17 protein-coding genes are annotated in these 15,239 nt (G+C 65.0%); 4 read left to right on the top strand and 13 right to left on the bottom strand.

The features are described from left to right. Positions 1-75: 75 nt before the first annotated feature. Complete coding sequence (locus tag QM615_RS22450; protein ID WP_353806439.1) at positions 76-498, bottom strand: DUF6153 family protein; 423 nt, start codon at positions 496-498, stop codon at positions 76-78. A 100-nt stretch (positions 499-598) separates the two neighbouring features. Next, complete coding sequence (locus QM615_RS13480) at positions 599-1,546, bottom strand: NlpC/P60 family protein (RefSeq protein WP_032375702.1); 948 nt, start codon at positions 1,544-1,546, stop codon at positions 599-601. A 401-nt stretch (positions 1,547-1,947) separates the two neighbouring features. Here QM615_RS13480 and QM615_RS13475 point away from each other — a divergent pair, with 401 nt between their 5' ends. Next, the gene (locus QM615_RS13475) at positions 1,948-2,451 is read left to right on the top strand and encodes a hypothetical protein (protein ID WP_176457804.1); all 504 of its coding nucleotides are present in this window, start codon (positions 1,948-1,950) and stop codon (positions 2,449-2,451) included. A 16-nt stretch (positions 2,452-2,467) separates the two neighbouring features. On the opposite strand, the gene QM615_RS13470 is transcribed toward QM615_RS13475, so the two are convergent. The 6 genes from QM615_RS13470 to QM615_RS13445 form a co-directional block, all read right to left on the bottom strand. Then, entirely contained in the window at positions 2,468-3,196 is a 729-nt protein-coding gene (locus QM615_RS13470) for a TVP38/TMEM64 family protein (protein WP_149408139.1), read from the bottom strand. Positions 3,197-3,282: 86 nt separating this feature from the next. Further along, complete coding sequence (locus QM615_RS13465) at positions 3,283-3,621, bottom strand: metal-sensitive transcriptional regulator (RefSeq protein ID WP_032375786.1); 339 nt, start codon at positions 3,619-3,621, stop codon at positions 3,283-3,285. Positions 3,622-3,644: 23 nt separating this feature from the next. Then, positions 3,645-3,812 carry a hypothetical protein gene (locus QM615_RS13460; protein ID WP_155288777.1) on the bottom strand — a complete coding sequence of 56 codons (168 nt, stop codon included), beginning with the start codon at positions 3,810-3,812 and terminating at the stop codon, positions 3,645-3,647. Positions 3,813-3,920: 108 nt separating this feature from the next. After that, positions 3,921-6,185, bottom strand: coding sequence for a heavy metal translocating P-type ATPase (locus tag QM615_RS13455; RefSeq protein WP_032375703.1), 2,265 nt, complete (start codon positions 6,183-6,185; stop codon positions 3,921-3,923). A gap of 29 nt (positions 6,186-6,214) precedes the next feature. Continuing rightward, complete coding sequence (locus QM615_RS13450) at positions 6,215-6,478, bottom strand: hypothetical protein (RefSeq protein ID WP_032375704.1); 264 nt, start codon at positions 6,476-6,478, stop codon at positions 6,215-6,217. Between the two features lie 32 nt (positions 6,479-6,510). Next, positions 6,511-6,714 (bottom strand): heavy-metal-associated domain-containing protein, encoded by a 204-nt coding sequence (locus QM615_RS13445; protein WP_032375705.1) that lies wholly within the window; start codon positions 6,712-6,714, stop codon positions 6,511-6,513. Between the two features lie 418 nt (positions 6,715-7,132). Between QM615_RS13445 and QM615_RS13440 the strand changes: the two genes are divergently transcribed. Next, complete coding sequence (locus QM615_RS13440) at positions 7,133-7,357, top strand: DUF4396 domain-containing protein (protein ID WP_283347495.1); 225 nt, start codon at positions 7,133-7,135, stop codon at positions 7,355-7,357. A gap of 147 nt (positions 7,358-7,504) precedes the next feature. Here QM615_RS13440 and QM615_RS13435 read toward each other — a convergent pair whose 3' ends face one another. From QM615_RS13435 to QM615_RS13420, 4 genes are all read right to left on the bottom strand, one after another. Then, the gene (locus tag QM615_RS13435; RefSeq protein WP_032375707.1) at positions 7,505-8,794 is read right to left on the bottom strand and encodes an MFS transporter; all 1,290 of its coding nucleotides are present in this window, start codon (positions 8,792-8,794) and stop codon (positions 7,505-7,507) included. After that, positions 8,791-9,921: a PLP-dependent cysteine synthase family protein gene (locus QM615_RS13430; RefSeq protein ID WP_032375708.1), complete on the bottom strand. Its 1,131-nt coding sequence runs from the start codon at positions 9,919-9,921 to the stop codon at positions 8,791-8,793. The genes QM615_RS13435 and QM615_RS13430 overlap by 4 nt, the downstream gene beginning before the upstream one ends. A 108-nt stretch (positions 9,922-10,029) precedes the next feature. Then, positions 10,030-10,449 (bottom strand): putative copper homeostasis (lipo)protein LpqS, encoded by a 420-nt coding sequence (lpqS, locus tag QM615_RS13425; RefSeq protein WP_230593569.1) that lies wholly within the window; start codon positions 10,447-10,449, stop codon positions 10,030-10,032. A 46-nt stretch (positions 10,450-10,495) separates the two neighbouring features. After that, positions 10,496-10,696 carry a hypothetical protein gene (locus tag QM615_RS13420; protein WP_141215005.1) on the bottom strand — a complete coding sequence of 67 codons (201 nt, stop codon included), beginning with the start codon at positions 10,694-10,696 and terminating at the stop codon, positions 10,496-10,498. 242 nt (positions 10,697-10,938) lie between these two features. Here QM615_RS13420 and lnt point away from each other — a divergent pair, with 242 nt between their 5' ends. Further along, on the top strand, positions 10,939-12,537 hold the full coding sequence (gene lnt, locus QM615_RS13415) for an apolipoprotein N-acyltransferase (protein WP_080733460.1): 1,599 nt from the start codon (positions 10,939-10,941) through the stop codon (positions 12,535-12,537). A gap of 163 nt (positions 12,538-12,700) precedes the next feature. Next, positions 12,701-13,486 (top strand): M23 family metallopeptidase, encoded by a 786-nt coding sequence (locus tag QM615_RS13410; RefSeq protein WP_259468023.1) that lies wholly within the window; start codon positions 12,701-12,703, stop codon positions 13,484-13,486. Between the two features lie 201 nt (positions 13,487-13,687). On the opposite strand, the gene QM615_RS13405 is transcribed toward QM615_RS13410, so the two are convergent. After that, the gene (locus tag QM615_RS13405) at positions 13,688-14,866 is read right to left on the bottom strand and encodes a M23 family metallopeptidase (protein ID WP_259468022.1); all 1,179 of its coding nucleotides are present in this window, start codon (positions 14,864-14,866) and stop codon (positions 13,688-13,690) included. Positions 14,867-15,239 lie beyond the last annotated feature (373 nt).

The raw sequence follows: 15,239 nt of genomic DNA, 5'->3' as shown, positions 1-15,239 counted from the left end.
TATGGTGGGGTGGTTCGGATCGACAGGCACACTGACCCGTCGACATCTGTGTCTCACACAACGGTGAGTCACCTGTCAGATCCGAAGCACAGACAATTCGGAGAGAGTGAAAATGGTCCAGGGCGGCGGGTGCCCGGTTCGACGACGAACTGCCGACAGCCGCGCAGCGTGGACGAGAGAACCGGCGAAGCCCACAACGATTGCCCGTAAGACGGCCAACGCCGCGACAGCACCGATGATAGCCAGACACAGATGCATGACCGAGCTGTGATCGCCACAGCCGTTCCCGCAGTGTGCTGCGGAACCACTCTCCGATGCTGTCGCAGATGATGCTCCCGAATGCTCGTCGACGGCAGGTGGAGCGCTCACCGTCGAGGTCATCGAGTGTTCGCCGATACTCGTCGCCGTTGCGAACGACATCGGCGCAGAATGCATGAGAAGGACTCCGAACAGCACTATCGAAGCGCAAACAGCACCTAGGAGCCACTTCTGGTTCATGGGTTCCGTGGCTGAAGTCCTCACCGGTTCGATCTTACCGGTCTGCCACACGGGCATCCGGTCTCCTCGCAGTCGCGGCGTCCGGACCGTGGACATCGAATCAGGTGGCGATGGGCCGGTTGATTGCGGTCACTTCATCCCAGGGAACGGGCGCGACTTTGACGACGTCGCCGCCGGTGGGGGCGTTGACGTATTTCCCGTCGCCGATGTAGATCCCGATGTGTCCGATCGGTGAGTAGAGAGAGATGAAGTCACCCGGTTGCACTGATTCGCGGGAGACAGGTGTGCCCGCTCGTGCTTGGTCTGCGGCCACGCGTGGAACGGTCAGTCCCAGTTGTTTGTAGGCGAAGTAGATCAGTCCGGAGCAATCGAAGGACCCCGGCCCGGTAGCTCCCCAGGAATAGGGTTTGCCGAGTTGGTCGAGGGCGATGCGCATCGCCTCCGCTGATGTTCCACTCGCAGCCGAGACGGCGGCGGGTAGCTCGGAAGGATTCGTGGTGCCGGGGCTGACGATGGCAGCTCGATCCGCATCGGTGAGGGCGGCGAATTGGTCGGTGATTTTGGCGATCTGATCGGCCAGGTCGGTCTGGCGTTGCTCGAGGTCGCGTTGTGTACGTGCGGCGTCCGCCTCGGCTACCGCAGCGGACGCCTGTGCTTGCCGGGCTTGTTCGAGCTGGTCTCGCGCTTCGTCGTCGATCTGTGTCGAGTCGGCGAGTGCAGCGGCTCGATCGGCGAGGATCCGGTCCAACAACACCATCTGATCGAGTAGTTGCTGTGGGCTGTCCGCGACCAGAACGGCCCCGAGAGGGGATTGCGGTACACCTTTGTACGCGGCGTCGACAGCTGTGGCCAGTGCTCGACGGTTGGCAGATGCGGCCACTTCGGCTTCCCGAGCCGCCGCCGAGGTCTCGTGGGCGAATTGAACTGCGGTACTCAGTTCGCCGCGGCGACGATCGAGGGTGTCCTGCGCGGCGTACATGCTCTCGGTGAGAGTGAAGGCGGTCGCATTGAGTTCAGCGAGTTGTCGTACGGCTTCGGATGCGTTCACCGGGGGTGCAGCAGGGTCCGCCGAAGCTGGAGCATTTACCGAAAATGCCGCGGCAACAACGATGATCGAGGCGATCAGGGTAGCGCGGACACGCCGCGTCGGGCCTGAAAAAGAATGCACAGAAGAAATCCTCTGGGGTCGGTGTGGGTTCCCTGCGTCACCAGCGAAGGAAACGGAGCGCGGCGAGAGCCGCATGGGACTGTGTCCGGCCTCGCCGGTCACCATTGTCGGGTATCGGCAGTCGTAGACGGTTCCTCACGGTCGGCTGAGGCTCGCGTCGACGCTCGACGCCTGTGCCGTATGGGCGGCGAGTCGGCGTCGATTGACGCCGACTCACCGCACCTGCAAACTACTATCATTCATAGTAGATGGTGGGGTGGTATCCGCTGACCGGGAGAGGGATGACGACTGTGACGATGCGTGACTGGCCGGCGCGGCGTTGGGTGGCCGCGTTACTGGGCGCGACGGTGGCCGCGCTGGTCGTGGCGATCCCCACCGGGATCATCCACACTGCGTTCTACGTTCGAATGACCCCGGTGTTGTGGTGGAACTATCCGGTGTGGATTGCCACCGCAGTTCTCAGTGGCCTCATTCTTGCGACATACGTGAGCACTGGGCTGGCGTCGTCGGTTTCTTCCCGTGTAGGGGTCAGTGCGAATGCGTTGTCGTTGTTGGCAGTCGGATGTCCGATATGCAACAAACTGGTAGTGGTGGCGGTCGGGGTGAGCGGTGCTCTGGATCTATGGGCACCCGTGCAGCCCGTAATCGGAGTGATGTCGGTGGGGGTGATGGTGTGGGCTCTTCGACTGCGAATCCGCGGGGAACGCGCGTGCCCTACTTCTCGCGTAGGTCAGGAGTTCGGCAACTCCGCTGGCTTTGGCGGTGCAGGCGCAGCAAAATTGTAGGATTTCTCGCCACGTCCTATCCGCGGTCCGGCAGCAACAGACGACGAAGGCGACCGCTTCTCGATGCGCCATCTGCGGTGTTGGGCTGTGCCTGCGACATCGGCAGGCGGGCGTCGGCCAGCAATCCTGCCACCCCGGCGGCCACGCAGGCCGACGTCACCACTATCAATGCCGGATTCGTTCGCCCGGTCAAAGCGTCCCCGAACAGCACCGCGGCGATCGTACCGGGCAGAATCCCCACGACAGTGGCCGTCGTGTAGGGCAGCAGGCGCACCGCGGAGAGTCCGGAGCAGTAGTTGACCAGGGCGAACGGTGCCGGGGCAATGAGCCGCAAGGACCCGACGGCCAGCCACCCCCGCCGAGCCAACCGGGCATCGATGGACTTGACCGCAGGATTCGTCAGCCGCTCCTGCACCGCGGTGCGCCCGAGCGCGCGCACCAGCAGCAACGCCAGCACAGCGCTGACAGTTGTGGCGGCGATCGTGACGGCGACCCCGGTGGCGGGACCGAACAACAGTCCGGCGCTGAGGGTGAACACCGTGCGCGGTACCGGGGCAATCGTCAACACCGCCTGGGTCAGAAAGAACACCACCACGAACGACGGGCCCATCGACTCCGCCCACTCGCGCACCACAATGATCGACGGGCGGGGTACGAGGGCGGCAGCCACTGCCAGTATTGCCAGCGCTGCCACGGTGGCGAGGACTCGGCGATCGCGCAGAATCGCCGATACGGTTTCGGTCATGACGGTCTCTGCCTGCGCCGCCTCGCCGAGGTTTCCGACAAGCACGCGGGAGTGGACGGCGAGGAATGGCTTCGCACTGCCGGTGCTCAGGAGCGGACGAGCCGTGAGATCGCGTCGGTGGCCTCTTTGATCTTCGCGTCGGCTTGGGGACCGCCGGCGATGGCGGCGTCGACCACGCAGTGGCTGATGTGAGCTTCGAGCAGGCCCATGGCCACCGCCTGCAAGGCTTTGGTCATCGCCGAGACCTGGGTGAGGATGTCGATGCAGTACTTGTCTTCCTCGACCATGCGCTGCAGTCCTCGGGCCTGGCCTTCGATGCGCTTGAGGCGTTTGAGGTAGGCGTCCTTTTCGGTGATGTAGCCGTGCGCGGCGTGATCATGGCCGTCGGTCTCGGCGGGTGCCTGCGCGGCCGCGGGAGTGGCCATGGTGTCCTCCTGGAATCCGAGTGTCATGCCGAGCATCCTCGATTATGCCCGCCCGGGGTATGGCGCGAGAGGGTCGGTCCGTCGAGTCGTCGCTGGGCCGCCGCCGCAGCGCACATCACCGCGCAGCGGGCCACCGCTCGGGTCGCCGGGTGCCGGGTGATCTGCACCAAGGTCGTTGTCACGAAGGACATGGCCCTCTCCTTTCGTAGGCTGCATCGGGGTTGTAGCGGTGGGGTGGGGTGGCGCGCCTGCATGCCACGCCCACCCCAGCCTTTTGGGTGCTTGTTCTACCCGCGCGGTTATCCGGTGAGGGACTTGAACCGGCGCAACCGCAAGCTGTTGCTGACCACGAACACCGACGAGAACGCCATCGCTGCACCGGCCAGCATCGGATTGAGCAGCCCGGCCGCAGCCAAGGGGAGGGCGGCCACGTTGTAGGCGAACGCCCAGAACAAGTTGCCCTTGATGGTGCCCAACGTTCGGCGGGACAGGCGGATAGCATCCGCTGCTGCGCGCAGATCACCGCGCACCAACGTCAGATCGCTGGCTTCGATCGCAACGTCGGTACCGGTGCCCATCGCCAGACCGAGGTCGGCCTGCGCCAACGCGGCGGCGTCGTTCACGCCGTCGCCGACCATCGCCACTACCTTGCCCTGCTCCTGCAGCCTTTTGACGACGTCCACCTTGTCTGCGGGCAGCACCTCCGCGATCACTTCGTGGATGCCGACCTGGTCGGCGATGGCACGCGCGGCGGCTGCGTTGTCGCCGGTGAGCATGATCGGCGTCAAACCCAGGCCCCGCAGCTGCTCGATCGCCTCGGCGGAGGTGGGTTTGACCGCGTCGGCGACGACCAGTACTCCGCGAGCCCGACCGTCCCAACCGACTGCGACGGCGGTCTTGCCCTCGGATTCGGCTGCACGCATCGCACTTTCGAGTTCGTCCGGCAGCTGCTGCGCCCGGTCGGCGAGGAGGCGGGCCCGTCCGACGATCATTGCGTGGTCGTCGACTATGCCCTGCACCCCGAGGCCTTCGATATTTATAAACTGCTCCACCGGTGGCAGGGCTCCGACCTTCTCGCGGGCACCTTTGGCGATGGCCTGGGCGATGGGGTGCTCGGACGAATCTTCGAGTGCACCGGCCAGGCGCAGCACCTGCGCGGTGTCCTCGCCGTCGGCGGTGATCACGTCGAGCAGAGTCATCTTGCCGGTGGTGACGGTGCCGGTCTTGTCGAGTACCACGGTGTCGACACGGCGGGTCGATTCGAGCACTTCGGGACCCTTGATCAGGATGCCGAGCTGAGCGCCGCGGCCGGTGCCGACCATCAGCGCGGTCGGGGTGGCCAGGCCGAGGGCACACGGGCAGGCGATGATCAGGACGGCGACGGCTGCGGTGAACGCGGCCGCGATCCCACCGCCGGTGCCGATCCAGAAGCCGAGTGTCGCCGCGGCAAGGGCGATCACGATCGGGACGAAGACTCCGGAGATCTTGTCGGCCAGACGCTGAGCTTGGGCTTTACCGGTCTGAGCGTCTTCGACGAGTTTCGCCATCTGTGCGAGCTGGGTGTCCGAGCCGATGCGGGTCGCCCGGACCACGATTCGGCCACCGACGTTGACCGTCGCGCCGACGACCAGATCATCGGGTCCTACCTCGACGGGCACGGATTCGCCGGTCAACATCGAATTGTCGACCGCGGAAGAGCCGTCGGCGACCACGCCGTCGGTGGCGATCTTCTCCCCGGGGCGGACGACGAACTCGTCACCGACGATGAGTTGATCGGTGGGGATGCGCTGTTCGACACCCTCGCGCAGGACGGAGACTTCCTTGGCACCGAGCTCGAGCAGGGCACGCAGGGCGGCACCGGCGCGTCGCTTGGAGCGTGCTTCGAAGTAGCGGCCGGCGAGGATGAAGGTGGTGACTCCGGCTGCGGCCTCGAGGTAGATGTTGCCGGCCCCGTCGGAGCGGGAGATGGTCAGCTCGAACGGGTGTGTCATGCCGGCCGTTCCGGCGGTGCCCCAGAACAGGGCATACAACGACCACCCCAGTGCTGCGATGGTGCCCATCGAGATCAGGGTGTCCATCGTTGAGGTGGCGTGCCGCAGATTGGTGAAGGCGGCCTTGTGGAACGGCCATGCCCCCCACACCACCACGGGTGCGGCGAGGGTCAGGGAAAGCCACTGCCAGTTGGTGAACTGCAGTACCGGAACCATGGCCATCGCGATCACCGGCACGCTGAGCACCAGCGATATGAGCAGGCGTTGGCGCAGCGAGGCGGTGGGGTCGATCTCGGCTGGCCCGGCCGCGTCGGGGTCGGTGGAGGAGGCGGCGGGCGCGGGGACCGTGGCGGTGTAGCCGGCCTGCTCGACGGTGCCCACGAGATCCTCGGTCGAGACATCACCGACGTAGTCGACGCGTGCTTTTTCGGTGGCGTAGTTCACCGTCGCGGTGACACCGTCGAGCTTGTTGAGCTTTTTCTCGATCCGGTTCGCGCAGGAGGCGCAGGTCATACCACTGATGTCGAGTTCGACCCGGCCGTCGGCGGTGGGGTGGTGCGTGACGGGATTCATCGTCGCTCCTCTCGGGGTGTGGTGGTGTGTCAGTGTCCGTGCCCGGCGGGCATCGGCTCCGAGGCGGCGGGCACCGCGGCGTATCTGCTGTCGGTGACCATCAATCCTCCAGGTCTCTGATTGGCGACGGGCCCGCCCGCAGTGGACACCGCGGCGGCGTCGTGAGTCGAGGTGTCGTGTGTGTCGGGTGGTGCGGCACCTTCGGGGCCGAAGGCGTCCCCGGCTCCGAAGGCGAGCCCGAAGACCGCGGCTAGGGCGATGGTGAATCCGACGAACTTCGATGATGCGTTCATCGTGCGAATCTCCTGTCCGGGTCTGGTGTCGATCAGGAGGCGAGCTGGTAGCCGGCCTCGTCGACTGCGTGGGCGATGGCCGTCTGCTCGATCGGGGTGTCCGAGTCGATATCGACTCGGCCGCTCGCGAGGTCGACATTCACGGCGGTCACACCGGGGATGCCGCTGATCTCCTCTCGGACCGAGGAGACGCAGTGCCCGCAGGTCATTCCGGTGACGGTGACGGTGGTGTTCATCGATGCCCTTCTTTCTTCGATTCGGAATGTGATCGAGGTCGTCGCGACCCACTTACAGATTTACCATACCCCCCTACGGTATGCAACGAGATGTGCCGCACCGGTGCTACGGCATGACCCTGGGCACTGACCGGAACACCGCCCTCGGATGCGGGAGCGGCACCCAGAATCGAACGTCGCACCAGAGCCTGCATCGGCGGGCGTCCTCGACTCCGGCTACTACGAACGCGGATTACGCGCGCGCAGAGATGCCCACAATCTTCTCGATGATGTCGCTTCCGTCCTTGCCGACGTCGAATCTCGTGCGGACAGAGTGTTCTTTGGGTGATGATCATCGTCATCGCCATACTGGCCACGATCATGCTCTTCGTATACGAGCGTTCGGCCATCACACCGGTAGTCGGTACGCAGGCAATCCATTCGGCGTTCTGTCCTGGCTGCGCTCGGCGTCGCTGCACTGACCGTACTGGCGTTCGACCTCGGGATGGGTGGCTGGATGCTGCTGCTGTACTACACCGAGACCATGCCACCGGCCACCGACGCTGCGTTCTGGATGCTCATGCAAATCGGTATCGTCCTCGGGGTGGTCACGGGTTACCCCGTCGTCCGTCGCCTCCAACGTCACCGCAACACCCCCGCCTGAGGCGTGGGTGGCCCGCATTCGTGTGAATGCGGGCCACCGGTCGGTGGATAGTCGTGAACGGTGCCGCGTCGATACCCTCGTGTTCGGCAATCATCGTCGAGGTCTCGGGTGTGGGCAATGCAGGCCACTTCTCGGCGTGCACTGCCGCTAGCCGGTGGCCGGTACCTCGCCGCTTTCGGTCACCGTGGTCTCGGTGGGGGGTGGGGTGAGCCGGTCGGATCGATCGAGCGCATAGAGAGCGGCCACAGATGCCGCCCCGACCAGGGTCAGTATCGCCCAGATCAGTGCACCCAGATGCGCGTCGCTGAGAAGCCCGAAGACGGCTCCTGTACCCAGGTTGCCGAGCAGGATGCCGACCCCGACGATGGTGTTGTAGAACCCGTAATGGGTGGCCACCAGCTTCCCGCCCGACAGGGTCACCACCGTGTCCATCTCGAACGGAAACACCGCGGCGGTGCCGACCGCCAACAGTGCAGCGGTGAACACCAGGGCACCGGCGGCGGCCCACCCGCCCAGCGCGGCCGGGCTCGGCAGCACGATCAGCGGGAGGAACGCCAGCGCCATGATTGCCATACCGACCACCACGCTTCGCCCCGAACCCCACCTGCGGGACAACCAGGACGTGATCCGGAACTGCCCGGCGATCGCGACCACGCCGGAGACCACGAACAACGAGGTCACCAGAGCGGTGTCGGACCTGCCGTTACCGACTACCACCGCAGCCTGCAGCGGCAGCGCAAGATAGATCTGGAACGAAAGCACGTAGGATCCGATCATCGCCAGCGCGAACAGCACGAAGGGTCGGTTGGCCATCACCACCCGCCAGTCCTCGAGTACCGATGTCGTGGCCCCGGTCGTCTCGGCCCGGTGCGCGGGGAGCGTCCAAATCTGCACGATCGTCAGAACAGCAAAAATCGCGGCCGCTGCCAGTGAGGTGACTCGGAAGTCGAGGGTGGTCAGAGCGAGACCGATCAACGGGCCCAGCAGAATCCCGGCCTGATAGAACACGTTGAACACCGCGAACGCCTCGACCCGCCGTGGCCCTGCGTCGGCGGCCAGATACGCCCGCACGGCCGGGTTGAACAGCGCACCGGCGAACCCGGTCGCGGCCGAGGCGAGCAGGATCGCCGGCAGCGATTCCACGGCCGCGAGCAGTACGAAACCGGCAACTCGCAGCAGGCAGCCGGCGACGATCAGGGGTTTGTATCCGAGGCGGTCGGCGAGGGTGCCGCCGAGCAGGAACATCCCTTGCTGGGAGAAGTTCCGCATCCCCAGCACCAGCCCGACCGCCCACGCCGCCAGGCCCAGGGAACCGGCCAGATACCCGGCCAGGTACGGCATCAGCATGTAGAAACCGACGTTGATGGAGAACTGGTTGACCATCAACACCTGGCTGGGCCGGTCGAAGCTACGGAACTTGGTCAGAAAAGTTTTCATCGAACGCTCTCGGTGGGATCGACGACGGTGGGATCGACGACGGTGGCGCACCGCGTCCACGACGTCACAGTCTCATCGGTGGGGTGGGCGATGGTCGTCGGCTCGGTCGGCGGGTCAACGTCGAGCAGGCCGTGCTCGGTGCAGTAGTCGTCGTTGTAGATGGTGTCGAAGTAGCGCTGCGGTCCGTCGGGGAAGACGGCCGCGACCCGGGTCTCCGGCGGGCTGGTGCGAGCGATCCAGCCGGCCGCGAGGGCGACGGCCCCGACGCTCCAGCCGCCGCTGGCGTGGTGCGTCGCCGCCAGGGTGCGGCACGACCACACCGCTTCGTGCGGGGCCACCCAGTGCACCTCGTCGAAGGCGGGATAGTCGATGTTGTCGGGATAGATGCTCGAACCCAACCCGCGCATGAGCCGAGTGCTGGCGGGTTGCCCGAAGATCGTCGATCCGATGGTGTCGACACCGACCAGTTTCAGGTCGGGGCAGAACTGCCGGAGCACCCGGGCCACCCCGGCGGAGTGCCCTCCGGTGCCCACCGAGCAAACCAAGGTGTCGACGCGTCCGAGCTGGGCGATGAGTTCGTGAGCGAGCGACTCGTACGCCTCGACATTGTCCGGGTTGGTGTACTGATCCGGGCACCACGACCCTGGATGTGTATCGAGGAGCTCACGGACCTTCTCACGCCGGGCCTGCTGCCAGCCGCCGTCGGGGTGCGGTGTGGTGACCAGTTCGACGCGGGCACCGTACGCGGCGAGCATCCGGTGCACGATCGGTTCCAGTCCCGGGTCGGCGACGAGGGTGACGGGGTGGTGATGGGTGATCCCGGCCAGGGCCAGACCCAGGCCGAGGGTTCCGCTGGTGGATTCGATGATCATCGCGCCGGGAGCGAGGTCGCCGCGGGCCTTGGCTTTTTCGACCATGTGCAGCGCGGGGCGGTCTTTCATCCCACCGGGATTGCTGCCTTCGAGTTTCGCCCAGAAGCCGCGGCCGGAGTCCGCGAACGGTTCACCGATCCACAGAACGGGCGTGTTGCCGACCATTGTGCTCGGTTCCGGGCAGTTCTTGGCGGTCGCCAACATGTGGCCGGCGGAGGACGGTGGCACGAGTGTGGAGCGAACAGCACTGTTCATGATGAGTAGTCCCTGTATGTGATCTGCGAGGAGCGCAGTAAGTGAGTGATGGGCAGCACGAACTGGGCCATGAGAGGAGAAGTCCTCGGATGGCCCGCGGGCTGCTGATCAGCACCTGTTGATACAGAGTTCGTTCAAGACGGTTCGGCCGTGCCGGATCGGAATGGGTAGATCCGGTGGGGCTCGCGAAATGCGCGGGGCAGACATCGCCACCAACACCACAGCGAAGGCCATCGCTGCGACCGCGGCGATGGTCGATGGGCGGGGCGGGTTGTCGGATCGGGGCATTGCGATGACGGTGTTCGTATCGTGCGCCATGTGGGGCGATCCGTCGTCGATGTGCGCGTGGTTGGGGGAGAGTTCCGCGGCGGCCTGAGACGAGGACGAAACGATGTGTACGCCGTCGCTGTGATGGTCCTGTTCCCAGGCGATGCCGCATTGAGCGATGGTGTGAGCCAACAAATACAGGACAGCGGCGACTGCGATAACCGTCCGCAGGCGCGGCGGGCCCAGCGCAGAGATTCTCACAACGCCTCGACGGTAGCAGCCGGAAACTGGGTTGGCCCAAACCCATTCAGGGTGCCCCTGATGTGCCGCCGCCGAATCGGGCGGTCACACCGCCCGCCCGCAGGCACCACATGTTTCTGGTCACGTCGAACACGGCCAGGACGATCGGGGCGGTGATCATGATGGCCGCCAGAGCAGATGCACCCGCATATGTCGGCGTGCTGCGGCGCGGTAGAAGCCAGTCTCCATCCCGGGGTCCAGCACGCATCTTGTGCGAGCCGAGGGTGGTCCGTGCACCGGTCGATGCCCGGCCACGAAGGGCACCGCGAAGGACAAAGGGCACAGCGAAGGTGCGCGGTCGATATCCCGGGGTATGCATCGACGTCGCAGAGGCGCGGTGTCGGCGGGGGAGCCGGTCCGGGCTCACCGCTGTTACTACTATCGTGCATAGTAGTAACCGAGGGTGGTCAGGTGGCGCTATGCCGTACATGAGAAAAGAGCCATGCAGGCATGCTCGATATCGAGTCCAGCGCAACAACAGTGAACCGTCACCGACGAACCCGACGTCGCCGTGTGTTCACCGCGATAGCAGGCAGGTCATCGTGTGCGGTATCTGCTGGTGTGCTGTTGTACGCGGGCTTTCCACCTCGGTCGCTGTGGTTCCTCGCGCCGTTGGGTGTCGGGGTTCTTGTTCTCGTCATCCGCGGCCGTTCCATCCGGGCGGCGTTCTTCTACGGGTATCTGTCGGGATTGGCGTTCTTTCTGCCTCTGCTGCCCTGGGTGGGTGTCTACGTCGGTGCCCCGCCGTGGCTGGCGCTCGCGGCGATCCAAGCGATAGCAGTGGCACTGTTCTGCGCTGCAGCGGCCGCAGTGTCCGGGTTGCGCTTCGAACCGCTGTGGATCGCCGCGATCTGGACCGCCACCGAAGGTCTGCGCGCACGGATTCCGTTCGGGGGATTTCCGTGGGGGAAACTAGCTTTCGCCCAAGCAGACGGCCCTCTGCTCTCGCTTGCCGCGTTCGCCGGTGCGCCCGGTGTATCTTTTGCAGTCGCAGTGATCGGCGCGGCACTGGCCAGTGTGGTCCGCCAGGTACGCCCGCCGACGCCGCGATTCGCAGTCGGGTCGGTGGCCACTGTGGTGATCGTGCCGGCTCTGGCTTTCGCGCTCACTCCCGCTGACGATGCAGGCGCAGCGCGTGCGACGGTCGCCGTTGTTCAAGGCAACGTTCCGCGGTCGGGTCTGGACTTCAACTCGCAACGTCGAGCAGTTCTCGACAATCACATCGAGCGAACAATGCAGCTCGGGGACGACATCACCGCCGGCAGGGTGCCCGCTCCCGACCTGGTGATCTGGCCGGAGAATGCATCCGATATCGACCCACTGCGCAACGCCGACGCCACTGCCGGGATCGACGCTGCAGCGCGGTCGGTCGGGGTGCCGATTCTGGTCGGAGCTGTGCTCGGTAACGACGACGGCACCTCGATGAATACCTCGATCGTGTGGGATCCGGTACTCGGACCGGGGGAGCGACACGACAAACGCAAACTTGTTCCTTTCGGAGAGTATCTCCCGATGCGATCTGTGATGACGAGGTTGTCCTCCTACGCCTCGCAGGCCGGTAACTTCGTTCCCGGGTCGGGCGACGGTGTCGTCGATATCGCCGGAATTCCGACGGCCGTCGCCACCTGTTACGAGGTCGCGTTCGACGAGCTGGTCACCGACTCCGTGCGTGCGGGGGCGCAGCTGATCACGGTCCCCACCAACAATGCGACGTTCGGGCGCACCGATATGACCTACCAGCAGTTGGCGATGTCGCGGCTGCGGGCGGTCGAGCACAACAGGACTGTTCTCGTTGCGGCGACCAGTGGGGTCAGTGCCGTCATCGACCCACAGGGGAAGGTCGCAGATCGTTCGGGCTTGTTCGCTGCGCAGACGTTGGTCGCTGATGTTGCCCTGGAAACGAGATCGACGTGGGCGACAAAGCTGGGACCGCTTCCGGAGTACGCCGCGGTCGTTCTTGCTGTCGTGGGGTGTGCTCTCGCATGGAGAAGGCAGCGTTCGCCGGCCGATGGTCTCCGACCGTCGACGTCCGGTGCTACCGCGCTGTGAGGCACGAAACCACTGCGGGGGACATCGAACTACTAACCATGATAGTAATTACCCCACTCGTCGTGTATCTTTTCGTTATCGCGTCGTGATCCGTTCGATACATCAGTGAGGTGCGCACGTCGATGACTTCGCCTCGCTCCATTCGATTACCGAGGACTCTGCTGTGGCACAACACCGTATGACCCGCATGACCGACCGACGTCGACAGTTGATGGACTGTGACGTGCCGGGAGTGGCGGTGACGCCGAGAGGGCGGCATCGCGCTCGGGCGCGCGCCACCGAGCGCCGCGGCAGTGTCGCTGTCGGTATTGCGGTGGCAGCGGGCGCTCTGGTCACGGCGGGTGCCCAATATGCGAGTCCCGCCCAGGCGCAGGCAGTCCCCGTGCACGAAGCGACACCGATGCAGGACCCGGTGGCCGAATACTTGCCTCAGATCCTCGCCATACCGGAGATCTCCAATATCAACGATGCGATCGAGCAGTTGGCGAAGGGGCAACGAAGGGCAGAGGAGAGCGCTGCGCGTGATGCAGCGGCGCTGCGACCACTCGTCGTTCGTCCGGTCGCCGGGACCCTGACCTCGGATTTCGGTCCACGATGGGGGACTACGCACACCGGGCTCGACATCGCCAACGCTATCGGAACTCCCGTCTACGCGGCAGCCGACGCTACCGTGCTCGACTCCGGTCCTGCAGACGGATTCGGCCTCTGGGTACGTCTTCAACATGACGATGGAACGACAACGGTCTACGGGCACATCGATCAAACCTTGGTGACCGTGGGGCAACGAGTACAAGCCGGTGAGCAGATCGCCACCGTCGGCAATCGTGGCCAATCGACCGGGCCTCACCTGCATTTCGAGGTCGTCGACGCGGCGGGGAGCAAGGTCGATCCTCAGGAGTGGCTCGCCTCTCGGGGTGTCGCGCTGTCCGACGCGGCTGTTCGGTCGTAGGCCCCCGTTTCACCTCTCGGGCTCGCAGTAGGTACGGCGAACTTACCGGAATGCGGGCGATCGTACTGCGCGCCCGCTGAACATGTCGAGGCACCGAGGGTTCAGGTCTGATGGTGAAAACGAGACCGCAGAGACGCATCCGAAGTCAGTGCAACAGTGCGGAATTCGTTCCCATCGGCGGGCCGTGCGGTCGAGGCTCGACTACGAGTCACGATCCGAACCGGTGATGGTGGCTCCGCGTTCCGCGAGCCAAAGTCTGGGGTCGACCTTGTTGCCGGCGGGTGTGTCGACCTCGAAGTGCAGATGTGGACCGGTGGAGATACCCCGGTTTCCTACCGTCGCAATTTCTTCACCAGCAGTGACGCGTTGACCTACGGTCACGAGGTTGTCGTTGTTGTGCCCGTAGGTCGTTACGGTGCCGTCATCGTGGCGTATACGCACCCAGAGTCCGAAGCCCTGGGCCGGTCCCGCGCTGATCACCTCGCCGTCCGCAACGGCGACGATCGGTGTACCGGTGGAGTTGGCGATGTCGATTCCTTGATGGGCGCGGCCGTCGCCGAAGGTCGAGGTCAACGTTCCTGTTGTCGGCGCACGATACTTTCCGTTGCTCGACCCTGTTGTGCCGGTAGGGGATTGCGGGGCGGCCGACGAATGATCGCCCGCCTCGGGTGTCGTGGTTTCGGGTGTCGTTGTTTCAGATGACGTGCCGGGTGCCGACGTTTCAGGCACAGTGGCGTCGGGTTCGAGCGCGGGCAGTTCGGGCGTCGCCGAGTCGGCCGACTCGGCGGCCGACTCGGGGTCCTGAGTGTCCTGGGTGCCTTGGGCGGTCGGTTGTTCGGTCGAGGGCTCGGCGTTCGACCTGCCGGGTGGGACCGCCGCATGTCCGCGCGACGAGGTGTGCGGGGTGGCCGGATCGTGGGGAGTCTCGGCGGCCGCGAGTGTGGATGCAAGTGTGGCGACGTCCATCGACGACACCAGTCGGGGGAGAACTGTGGGGTCGATGTCGTCGATCGGCGCGAGACAGGGGATCAGTCGCGAAAGGGCTCCCGTTGGTCCGTCAGCTGTATCGGTGGCTCCGATCGTGCCCACGAGGCAGGAGACGATGCGGCTCTGTGGGCCGGCCAGGTCGTCGAGAGCACCGTTGGCGCGAATCTCGCGTAGTGCGCCGACGACGAGATCGAGGACCTCCTGTTGGACGTGCGGGTCCGATTGGGCCTGCGCGGGGAAGGCAGGCGGCGGCGCAGCCGGATCGGCGTCCGGGGCTGCAGACGCCGTGGGTGCCAGCGCGAGGATGCCTCCCACGAACGCGGTACCGACGAGGATGCGAGTACCCCACCGAGTTCGGTGCGCCATGTACGAGGACGAGGGCAGAGGTCTCATGTCGGTGGTCCTCCTGGACGGCAACTGCATACCTGGCAGTAATTCAGGTCGCCTTCGAGTCAAGGCGACACGCCGCATCACTATTACACCCTTTCCGCACAAGCACCATCAGTCACAGTGAATTACATCGGTAACATTCGCACCCTGCGACCCATTTCGATCGTCGGGTTGTTTCTCGGGAGCCGAAGTTCATGTACGTAATATCTTCTGCGCCAGAAGGACTCGGCGTCGCTGGACGGCCTTCATCGTGCGCCTCGATGGGGACGGTCGTCTTCGGCGAACGGCCGGAGAGCTGTGTGCTGGCACTGTGAGGCCCGAGGGTGAAGGGGCCGCGAAAGCGTTGACGGCGTGCAGGATCCACGTTGCTACTATC

Source organism: Rhodococcus sp. IEGM 1341 (assembly GCF_030056895.1).
Taxonomy (GTDB): domain Bacteria; phylum Actinomycetota; class Actinomycetes; order Mycobacteriales; family Mycobacteriaceae; genus Rhodococcoides.
This window is presented reverse-complemented; position numbering and strand designations above follow the sequence as displayed.

What these genes read in the sequence shown, in the direction of transcription:
- QM615_RS22450 (WP_353806439.1), bottom strand. Translation starts at nt 498, where the DNA reads ATGAACCAGAAGTGGCTCCTAGGTGCTGTTTGCGCTTCGATAGTGCTG.
- QM615_RS13475 (WP_176457804.1), top strand. Translation starts at nt 1,948, where the DNA reads ATGACGACTGTGACGATGCGTGACTGGCCGGCGCGGCGTTGGGTGGCC.
- QM615_RS13470 (WP_149408139.1), bottom strand. Translation starts at nt 3,196, where the DNA reads ATGACCGAAACCGTATCGGCGATTCTGCGCGATCGCCGAGTCCTCGCC.
- QM615_RS13465 (WP_032375786.1), bottom strand. Translation starts at nt 3,621, where the DNA reads ATGGCCACTCCCGCGGCCGCGCAGGCACCCGCCGAGACCGACGGCCAT.
- QM615_RS13460 (WP_155288777.1), bottom strand. Translation starts at nt 3,812, where the DNA reads ATGTCCTTCGTGACAACGACCTTGGTGCAGATCACCCGGCACCCGGCG.
- QM615_RS13455 (WP_032375703.1), bottom strand. Translation starts at nt 6,185, where the DNA reads ATGAATCCCGTCACGCACCACCCCACCGCCGACGGCCGGGTCGAACTC.
- QM615_RS13450 (WP_032375704.1), bottom strand. Translation starts at nt 6,478, where the DNA reads ATGAACGCATCATCGAAGTTCGTCGGATTCACCATCGCCCTAGCCGCG.
- QM615_RS13445 (WP_032375705.1), bottom strand. Translation starts at nt 6,714, where the DNA reads ATGAACACCACCGTCACCGTCACCGGAATGACCTGCGGGCACTGCGTC.
- QM615_RS13435 (WP_032375707.1), bottom strand. Translation starts at nt 8,794, where the DNA reads ATGAAAACTTTTCTGACCAAGTTCCGTAGCTTCGACCGGCCCAGCCAG.
- QM615_RS13430 (WP_032375708.1), bottom strand. Translation starts at nt 9,921, where the DNA reads ATGAACAGTGCTGTTCGCTCCACACTCGTGCCACCGTCCTCCGCCGGC.
- QM615_RS13420 (WP_141215005.1), bottom strand. Translation starts at nt 10,696, where the DNA reads ATGCGTGCTGGACCCCGGGATGGAGACTGGCTTCTACCGCGCCGCAGC.
- lnt (WP_080733460.1), top strand. Translation starts at nt 10,939, where the DNA reads ATGCTCGATATCGAGTCCAGCGCAACAACAGTGAACCGTCACCGACGA.
- QM615_RS13405 (WP_259468022.1), bottom strand. Translation starts at nt 14,866, where the DNA reads ATGAGACCTCTGCCCTCGTCCTCGTACATGGCGCACCGAACTCGGTGG.